Origin of the sequence: Mycolicibacterium pyrenivorans (genome assembly GCF_025821625.1) — a bacterium.
Classification (GTDB): Bacteria; Actinomycetota; Actinomycetes; order Mycobacteriales; family Mycobacteriaceae; genus Mycobacterium; species Mycobacterium pyrenivorans.
Window position 1 is genome coordinate 1 of record NZ_JACKSH010000006.1, and the last position, 9,875, is coordinate 9,875.

Annotated in this window: 4 protein-coding genes and 1 pseudogene; all 5 read right to left on the reverse strand. The window is 65.7% G+C overall.

The genetic code is table 11. The features are described 5' to 3' along the window. Nucleotides 1-100: 100 nt before the first annotated feature. Nucleotides 101-853, reverse strand: coding sequence for an enoyl-CoA hydratase (locus H7I57_RS00625; protein ID WP_264021282.1), 753 nt, complete (start codon nucleotides 851-853; stop codon nucleotides 101-103). A gap of 13 nt (nucleotides 854-866) precedes the next feature. Next, the gene (locus tag H7I57_RS00630) at nucleotides 867-1,631 is read right to left on the reverse strand and encodes an acyl-[acyl-carrier-protein] thioesterase (RefSeq protein WP_264021283.1); all 765 of its coding nucleotides are present in this window, start codon (nucleotides 1,629-1,631) and stop codon (nucleotides 867-869) included. Nucleotides 1,632-1,668: 37 nt separating this feature from the next. Next, complete coding sequence (locus H7I57_RS00635; RefSeq protein ID WP_264021285.1) at nucleotides 1,669-2,262, reverse strand: class I SAM-dependent methyltransferase; 594 nt, start codon at nucleotides 2,260-2,262, stop codon at nucleotides 1,669-1,671. Next, nucleotides 2,217-4,025 carry an AMP-binding protein gene (locus tag H7I57_RS00640; protein WP_264021287.1) on the reverse strand — a complete coding sequence of 603 codons (1,809 nt, stop codon included), beginning with the start codon at nucleotides 4,023-4,025 and terminating at the stop codon, nucleotides 2,217-2,219. The genes H7I57_RS00635 and H7I57_RS00640 overlap by 46 nt, the downstream gene beginning before the upstream one ends. 222 nt (nucleotides 4,026-4,247) lie before the next feature. Further along, nucleotides 4,248-9,875, reverse strand: a pseudogene (locus H7I57_RS00645) (non-ribosomal peptide synthetase); the annotation flags it as partial.

Consider the following 9,875-nt stretch of genomic DNA (forward strand, 5'->3'; position numbering starts at 1 on the left):
CTGCATCACTACAATCATCACCGACCCCACACCGGCATCGGCGGAAAAACACCCATCGAACGCCTACGTGTTCACAACCTGCCCGTGAAGAACACCTAGGTCACTTGCGCTTGGCCGCAGCCAATCTGGCAGCGAACTCGGGCGACTCGATCGACACCGCCTGCGGGCCGATCTCGACGTCGACGGCGAGGCGGTGCTGATCGAGGTCGTTCGTGCCCGGGTTGGCGGTCGCCCGCATCGAGGCCTTGGTCGCCATCACGACGTCGCGCGGGGCCGCGGCGGGTCCCGCGGCGAGGGCGCGGGCTGCGGCCACGGGGTCGTCGGCGACCTCGAGGGCGAGCCCATGACGCACGGCGGTTTCTGCGTCGCAGCGCATCCCGAACAGCAATGCCGCCCGCGCCGCCTGAGGACCGATCGCCCGCTGCAGCATCCAGGTCGCGCCGCCACCCGGGTGGATGCCGAGCTTCTGGAACCGTGGGTCGAACACGGCCGCCGGCCCGGCGATGCGGACGTCGGCCGCCAGCGCGAGGTTCAGGCCGGCGCCCACCGCAGGGCCGTTGACCGCGGCGATGGTGGGCAGCGTGCACTGCGCGACGGCGAGGAAACCGTCGTAGATCACCCGCAATCCGTCTTCGGTCGCGGCGCCCAGAGCGGTCAGATCGGCGCCGGCGCAGAACGCCTTGCCCGCCCCGGTCAGGATCACGGCGTGGACGTCGGGGTCGGCCTCTGCGGCCTCGACGGCAGCACGAAGTGCCGCTGAACTCTCGGCGGTCACGGCGTTGCGACGGTCGGGATCGTTGACGGTGATGAGCGCGACGCGGTCCTCGACCTGCGTCAGTACGGTATCGGACACTCGCCCAGCGTAGCTATAGCTTGCGCAGCAGTGCCGCGGCCCTGACGTCGTCGCCGACGGCCAGTGCGATCTGCACGTCCGGGACGTCGCCGTCGCCGTGGCGGATCCACTGGATCGTGACCTCTTCGCCGTACTTGATCGGGCGGCGGTACTCGATCACCGCCCGGTACGGCGCCCTGCAGACGTCGGGGACCAGGGCCATCACCTCGTGGATCGCGTGCCAGTACGCGGTGTTGGTGACGTGTTCGAAGATGTCGATGTCCGTGCGGCGCAGCGGGAATGGCATCTCCTCGTCGGCGTTGTCGGGATTCTCCAGCCAGGGCCGCCACTTGAGGCGGCGGACGTCTGTGGTGGACGCGAACCGCTCGATGAGCGTGTCCGAGACCCTCTGCGGCGTGAGCGTCTTGGAGTTGATGGCGATCCAGAAACCCTCGGTCTCGATGCGGCCGCCGTCACTGCCGACCAGATCGACGCGCATCGTGCACCATCGTGACGACAGCGCCGAGCACCACCGGCTGAACGACACGTCGTTGGGGAACTCGATCGGTTCGATAATGTCGATGACGGTGCGCTGCACGAGCCAGTGTGGGTGGTCCTCGGCCTCGCCGGCGTCGACGAGGTTCTCGGCGCCGACCTCCTGGATGTAGCGGGCCACACCGTCGAGGCGCAGGTGGAGGTTCCCGTCGAGGTCACCGGTCGCGACCGGCCACGAGGTGCGGTAGACGTACCCGGTCGCGGGCATGTCACTTAAGCGACGGTCGACGTCGTTGGTGGGCATCGCGGCCCAGCCTACGGATCTTCCTCGTCGTCGTGCGCTATGGCTTCCGCCAGCGCAGGAGATAGCGGTAGTACAGCCCGCGGCGCACCACTGCCCCGGGCAGGACGTCGCCGACGATGTGGCGAATCTCGCGGAGGCTCTCGCGCGCCTCCGCCACCGGTACGCCGATATCGCGCGTCTCCGCGTGCAGCCAGGACCCCATTCGCACCGCCGGCAGACACGCGGCCGACCAGAGCCAGTCACCAGGTGTCTTGTTCGCGCTGAGTCCGACCACCGCGATCTCGCCGGACGGGCGCAGCAGCTGGCGAGCCTTGAGCAGCGACTCCCGTAGTTCCATGTGATGCAGGCTGGCGACGAACGTGATCACGTCGAACCGGGAGTCACCGGCGTCGAACGCCTCGAAGTCAACCTGTTCGACGGTCACAGTGCGTTGCGGGGCGAGTCGGTCGCAAGCCCGTCGCAACGCCGAGGGATCGGGGTCGATGGCGTGGACCGACCGCGAGACGGGGGCGAGACGCTGGGCCAGCAGACCCTCGCCGCAGCCGACATCGAGCACGTCGCCGCAGTGCTGCGTGGCGATGGGGATCAACCACGGGTGATAGGCGCTGTTGTGGTTCCAGTAGTCGGCCATACCTCGACTGTGCCAGTCCCGGAAGTCACGGCGCTGCGCTCCCGGACGTCCACGCGCTGGAACCCGTCGTCTTTGTAAAGCTGTACGCAGGCTGCTCGCCTCACCTTCCCGCTCGTGGTGATGGGGATGGAGCCCGGCGCCACCTGGACGACGTCATGAACACTCACACCGTGCGCATTCGAGATTGCCGACGTGGCTTGTTCCTTGACGTTGCGGAGGTGCTCGGCAACCTCCTCCTCGGACTGGCCTCGCTTCTTGACCTCGACGATCACGACGAGCCTCTCGGTGGCGTCATCCAGGATCGCAATGGCCGCGGCACGGCCTCTTGATATCTCGCTGACCGTCGCCTCGATGTCGTCGGGGTAGTGGTTACGCCCGCGCACGATCAAGAGATCCTTGATGCGGCCAACGATGAACAGCTCTCCTTCGGAGAAGAAACCGAGGTCTCCTGTTCTCAGCCACCGATCTTCTGGTGTTCCGGGCGAAGGTGTGTTGATCGTCGCAGCGAAAGTCTGTTCCGTCTCGACTGGTCTGTTCCAATAGCCGGAACTGACGTTGTCGCCGTGCACCCAGATCTCGCCGATCTTTCCCGCCGGCTTCTCGGTCGCGGTTTCAGGGTCGACGATCCGCACGAGCGGGGACCGCGGCCGACCATAACTCGCCAAAGGCGTTCCGGCAGTGCATCGTTTCGCGTGCCCGGCCGAGAGTTTCTCGGGCTCGAAATGGACGAAATCCGGTGGTTCACCCGGCTCGTTGGTGGCCACGAAGACTGTCGCCTCTGCCAGTCCATAGGAAGGACGGATCGCTGACTTGGGAAAGTTGTAGGCTGCGAACCGATCGGTGAAACGAGTGATAGTTGCCGGATTCACCCGCTCGGCACCACAATTGATGAACGACACGTCCCCGAGGTCAAGCCCGGCCATGTCATCGTCCGAAGTTCGTGCGGCGGCGAGTGTGAAAGCGAAGTTCGGGGCCGCCGACAAAACCTGCGGGTTGCGCGCCAGCAGCTGCATCCACCGGGCAGGTCGTTGAAGGAAGGCTATCGGGCTCGTGATCACCGATGACCATCCGCCCAGGATGCCGGTGCACACACCGCACATCAATCCCATGTCGTGGTAGAACGGCAGCCACGACACAGTGGTCTTGGGCATCTGGTAATCACGAATGTAGCTCGCGACCATCTGTTCCCAGTTGGTCAACAGATTGCGATGGGAGACCACAACCCCGGCCGGGGTGCGGGTCGACCCCGACGTGTACTGCAGATACGCGATATCTGAATGTCCACCTCGCCGGGTGCCGGACCCTCTGCGCGTATCCACGTCGAGCGAATCGACCTCGACGACCGACGGAGCGGGTCCGTCCTCGGATGGCTTGGCATAGGGAACGACGCTCTCAGCCACGGCCGACGTCGTGAGAACGACCGACGGCGACGCATCTTCTAGGACCGCGGTGACACGTTCATCGTGAATGGCGACCGTCGGAACCGAGAGTGGAACCGCGATCAATCCCGCTTCCAGTGCACCCAGGAATGCCACGATGTAATCCAGCCCCTGCGGCGCCAGTATCACCGCCCGGTCACCGGCGGCCCCGCGGCCCTCGAGTTCCAGGGCAACGTTGCGCGTGCGTCGATACAACTGCGCCCACGTCAGGGATTCAGCGACGCCTTCCCAATCGTATTCGTAGTCAATGAAAGTGAACGCCGTGTGGTTGGGCTGCAAACTCGCGCGTTCACGCAGGACGATGTTGATGGAAGACGTGCTCACGGGCAACCCCCTGCTTCAAGCGTCCAGTGAATGTTTGAGTTGCTCGCCGTACAGACGAAGCGACGCGGTGTTCAGCATGTCGTGATGCGTGCAGTCGACTGGATACGCTGCCAGGTCGCCTGCGACGTGGCTGCGCCACTTCCGCAGTTTGATGCGGGCTGCCATTCGGGTCTGCAGCTCCGCCAGCCGCGAGATGAATTTGGGGGCAACGTCGTTCGTGCTTCCGCTTCGCGCGGCGGAGAAGACGACCATGTCGCCGTCGAACACCTCGGGCACGTGTCGGCGGAGATGTCTCTGGTTGGTCTCGACGCTGCGGACCATCAACTCCAGCAGTTCCTTCGGCGGAAGAGGGAACTCCACGGCTCCTCGCTGCAGGATCTCCTCGGCCCGCTCGTAGGTGAGAGGACCTGGCAGTAAAGGAATGTCGATCCGGTTGGTGCGCAGGATGTGTTCGAGGATCTGACCTTCGTTCAATGCCCCACCCGCCGCAGCGGCGGTGGTGATCACGCCGGCGCCGAAGGCGGGGTCCAGCAGCACCAGGCGCTGGACTTCGCACCCTCGACGCCGAAGCTCCACGGCGAGTTGGTGGGCGACGACACCCCCGAAAGACCAGCCGAGGATCTTGTAGGGTCCTGTGGGATGAACGGCGTGGAGCCTGTCGGCATAGTTTTCGGCCATGGCGTGAATCGACTCGGGTTCAGCCTCGCCGTCCTTCGGCACCTGGTTGATGCCGATGATGGGGCAGTCCAGATATGCGCCGAGAGTCCGGTATGACCAACTCAGGCCGAGGCCGTCATGGATACAGCACAGCGGTACACCCCGGTGTTCCTTGAACACCTCGACGGGGACCACTTCCGGAACGCTGTCTTCCCTGCCCAATTGCCGACTCAGGCTTCTCACCGACGGTGCGTAGAACACCGTGCGCACGGCGAGGTGAGTATCGAGGGAGGAGTTGATCGCGGCGACCGCCCGCATGGCTGAGAGTGAGTCACCGCCGAGGTCGAAGAACGAGTCGTCGACCCCGACTCGCTCTACGCCCAGCACGCGGGCGTAGATGCCGGCGATGGTCTCCTCGGTCGGCGTCTGCGGAGCCTCGAACCCTGTGGCGGTGAACATCGGCGCGGGCAGCGCCTTCCGATCGAGCTTGCCCGAGGATGTCAACGGAAAATCGTCGAGCGCCACGATGTGCGTCGGAACCATGTAGTCGGGTAAACGCTCTCCCAACCGCTGACGCAGCGCACCGATCAACGTGTTCGTGTGGGGGGTGTTGGCGTGGGTTGTGCGCCGGCGTTCCCCGGTGGCGGGTCGATAGACGTCGGTGAGCGGGGTCGAGCCCTCGGCGGCAATGTAGATTGCATCGACGGTGCCAGGCTGGGCGCCCCAGGTGACGGCGACGCGATAGCCGAGCGATTCGCCGAGGCGATGCAATTCTTCGGGGACTGCGGCACCGGGGATGTCGGCGGCCTCGGCGAGCACATCGTCCATGTCCGACCCAGTGGCCAGCGCGTGTTCGATCCGGACGTCGGTGATCAGCCCGGCACGGGGAATCCCCGTGACGCGGACGGCATCGGGGCTCTGCAACGTCAACTCGGATTCGAGGCCCCCGGTGCTTCCACATCGGTCCCACGTCCAGATGGGGGCGGTGGCCAGTGAGCGTGTCGATGACGGCGCTTTGTGGACGACGACGTCGTAGCGGTACCGGGTGAGTTCGTTGTCGGCCGATCCGCGTTTGACTCGGATGTCGATCCCGTTCAGTGAGGGATGATCGGACACCCAGGCGGTGAAGAACTCGGGGGCGAGCACCAATTCGGCTTCGCTGACCAGCGCGCGATGGACTCGTTCGCGGATTTCGGCGGTGTCGGCGGTCTCGGCGCGGGCCCGTGCGACTGATGTCTGGAATGCGCGCTGCAGGGTGTGGCTCCGGATGTCCCCGATGAACAGCGTCCCGCCGGGGGCGAGCAGGTCCACAGCCTTGCCGAGGACCTCGGCCAGATATCCCCTGTTCGGGAAGTACTGGATGATCGAATTGAGCACGATGGTGTCGAAGTGGCCTTGTGGCAGTCCCTCGGTGACGTGGGCGGGCCGAGTCAGCAGCTGGACGCGATGACGCCACGGGATCCGCAGCTGCTGCATCGAGCGAGCGAGACCGTCGATCGCCACCGCTGACATGTCGGTGGCGACATAGCGCTCACAGTGCGGGGCGATCTGCGACATGAGCAGGCCCGAGCCCACGCCGATCTCCAGCAACCGGCGCGGCTGCAGGGCGATGATCTGAGCCACTGTGGCCGAGCGCCATTCCTCCATATCGTGGAGCGGGATCGGAGCGTCGGTGTAGCTGCTGTTCCAGCCGCGGAAATCCATTCCGAACTCCGGGAGCCCGGCCGCCGGTTCGTAGAGTTCGTCGTACATGTGTTGCCACTCTTCGACGATCTCGTCGTCATCTGTGGCGGCGATGTGATCGAGGGTGACGTAGGCGACGATATGGCTGTCGGTGCCGCTGTTGTGCATGGTCGCGATGGCCTGGGCGACCTGCGGGCAGGTCAGCAGGGCGTTCTCGATCTCGCCCAGCTCGATGCGGTACCCGCGGACCTTGACCTGCTCGTCGGCGCGGCCGACATACTGCAGGTTCCCGTCGCCACTCCAGCGCACCAGGTCGCCCGTGCGATACATCCGCGCGCCCTGGCCGCCGAACGGACACGCCACAAATCGGGACGCGGTCAATCCGGACCGGCCCACGTATCCGTACGCCTGCCCGGCGCCGGCCACATACAGCTCGCCGACCACACCGGTGGGCACCGGGTGCAACCATCCGTCCAGCACAAAGAAGGCAAGGTGCGAGAGCGGCGACCCGATGGGACTGCAGTTGTTGTCGGCATCGCTGTCGGTGATCTCGCGGATTGAGGCGTGCACCGTAGTTTCGGTGATGCCATACATGTTGATCATGCGCGGTAGCCCCGGGTGGCGGCTCCACCAAGTCCGAAGACGCTGTGGCTCAAGCGCTTCGCCGCCGAAGACGACGGCCTCCAGCTCTAGCTGCTGTCCCAGCTCGGGCTGGAGCGCCTCGGCGCTCTGCAACGCGTAGAACGCCGATGGGGTCCTGCTCAGCACGCTGATGTGTTCGGTCACCAGCATCGCGTGGAAGTCCTCTGGTGAGCGTGAAACTGATTCGGACACCACCACCAGTCGGCCGCCCCCCAGTAGCGCACCCCAGAGTTCCCAGACCGAGAAATCGAATGCCAGGGAATGGCACTGGGTCCACGCACCCGTTCGCGGCACGTCGGTATCCAGTGACTCGAGAAGTTGCATCACGCTGAGATGGCTGATGGCAACACCTTTGGGCAGGCCGGTGGTGCCCGATGTGTAGATGAAGTACGCGATGTCATCGGGCGCGGGCGCCGACATGGGCGCGGCCGGAGAGTGGCGAACAGGGTCATCGTTGATGTCGATGATCGGCAAGTCGAATCCGCCGAGCCGGGACCGTAGGTCTGCGGTGGTGACGGCGAGGATCGGTGCGGCATCGGCCATCATGAAATCCATTCGCGCCGTCGGCGCAGACGGATCGATCGGCAGGTACGCCGCTCCGGTCTTGAGCACCGCCAGGATGGCGACGATGGCGTCGGCGGACCGGCTGAACAGCAATGCCACACACGTGCCTGCGGCCGCACCATACTCGGAAAGCAGATGCGCCAACCGATTCGAGGACTCATCGAGTTCCCGGTAGGTCAGCGATCGGCCCTCGAACGTGACGGCCAGGGCGTCCGGGGTACGCGTCACCTGGGCGGCCCACTGAACCGGGATCGAGCCTGACGACGGCACCGACCGGGCCAGTAGCGCCGCCCGGTTGCTCCACCGATCGAGCCGGGCGTGTTCGCCGGCGTCGAGCACATCCACCGAGGAGATCCGTGCCTGCGGGTCCGCTGTCACCGCCAACAAGACCCGTTCGAACCGCTCGATCAGCGTGTGGATGCTGGCGGCGTCGAACACATCGGTGCGGAACTCCACCACCCCGCAGACCCCGGCGAGCTCACCGGCCTCGTCGAAGCGATCCGCCAGGTTGAACAGCAGGTCCATCCTGGCGGTGTGAGTGTCGGCCTGCATCTGCGTGACCCGCAGGTCGCCCAGGGTCAGTCCCGCTGCCGGGTCGGCGCTGTCCGGTCCGGCGAAGTTCTGCCAGGCCAACATCACCTGGATCAGGGGTTGGTGCGTGAGGGAACGCGTCGGGTTGAGGCGCTCGACGAGGACCTCGAACGGAACGTCCTGGTGTTCGTAGGCGGCGAGGCTGCGCCGTCGCACCTGGGCCAGCGTCTCGGCGATGGACGGATCACCGGCCAGATCAACCCGCAGCACCAACGTGTTGACGAAGAATCCGACCAGCTCGTCGAGCGCGGGATCTTTTCGTCCGGCGATCGGGAAGCCCACCGCCACATCGTTGCTGGCGCTGATCTTGGACAGCAGGATCGCCAGTGCGGCCTGGATGACCATGAAGCTGGTGGCATTGTGCTTGCGGGCCACCTCGTGCAGTCGCTGCTGCAGCTCGGCCGGCCACTCGATCGTCACCGTGTCGCCGCGGTAGTCCGCGACTGCCGGATACGGCCGATCGGTGGGGAGCTGGAGACGTTCAGGCATTCCGGCCAGGGCGTCCTGCCAATACGCCAGCTGCGCGGCGATGGGACTGCCGGTGTCCTCGAGATCACCGAACCGCCTACGCTGCCACAGCGTGTAGTCGACGTACTGCACCGGCAGGTCGGCCCAATCGGGCATCTGCCCGCCGCAGCGGCTGGCATAGGCGACGCCGAGATCACGCACCAGCGGGGCGATCGACCAGCCGTCGGCGGCGATGTGATGCACCACGATTCCGACCGCATGCCGCTCCGGCCCCATCGAGTAGATCTGCGCGCGGATCGGGATCTCCGCCGACAGATCGAACCGATAGCCCGCCAGCGCCATCAGCTCGCCGGCCGCATCCTGGTCGGACACCGACAGCACCGCTGGGTTCTCGCGTCGCCACATCCCGGGTTCGGCCGGCACTACCTTTTGGAATGGAACGCCGTCGATGTCGGGAAACATGGTTCGCAGCGTTTCGTGGCGGGCGATGACGTCATCGATGGCGGCGCCCAATGCGTCGACATCCAGCGGCCCGTCGATCCCGAACGCGGTCGGCATGTTGTAGGTGACGATTCCGCCCACGAACCGGTCGATGAACCAGAGTCGGCTCTGGGCGAAGGACAGCGGAATGACTGTGGGTCGCTCGGCTGGCACGAGGGGTTCGCGGCGGCCTGTCCGAGTGTCGATGTGGGGCGCCAGTTGGGCGATGGTGGGGGCGTCGAAGACGGTGTGCACCGCAATGTCGGTGTCGAGGTCGTTGTTGATGGTGGCGACGAGTCGCATGGCGAGGATGCTGTCGCCGCCGAGGTCGAAGAAGGAGTCGTCGATGCCGACGCGGTCGAGTCCGAGGACCTGGGCGAAGATGCCGGCCAGGATTTCTTCGACGGCGTCGGTGGGGGCGCGGTAGTGGTCGGTGCCGGTGTGGTCGGGTGTGGGCAGGGCGCGGGTGTCGAGTTTCCNAGATGCCGGCCAGGATTTCTTCGACGGCGTCGGTGGGGGCGCGGTAGTGGTCGGTGCCGGTGTGGTCGGGTGTGGGCAGGGCGCGGGTGTCGAGTTTCCCGTTGACGGTCAGTGGAATCGTGTCGAGGGTGATGATCGCTGCGGGGACCATGTAGGCGGGCAGTNGTTGGGCNAGNTGGTNACGTGCGGCTGCGGGGTTGGCGGTGCCGGTGATGTAGCCGATGAGTCGGGTGGTTCCGGGTTGGTCTTCGCGGGCGATGACGGCGGCTTGTTCGACGCCGTCGA

Excerpts from the sequence above, each read along its gene's own strand:
- H7I57_RS00630 (WP_264021283.1), bottom strand. The coding sequence starts at position 1,631 with ATGCCCACCAACGACGTCGACCGTCGCTTAAGTGACATGCCCGCGACC.
- H7I57_RS00635 (WP_264021285.1), bottom strand. The coding sequence starts at position 2,262 with ATGGCCGACTACTGGAACCACAACAGCGCCTATCACCCGTGGTTGATC.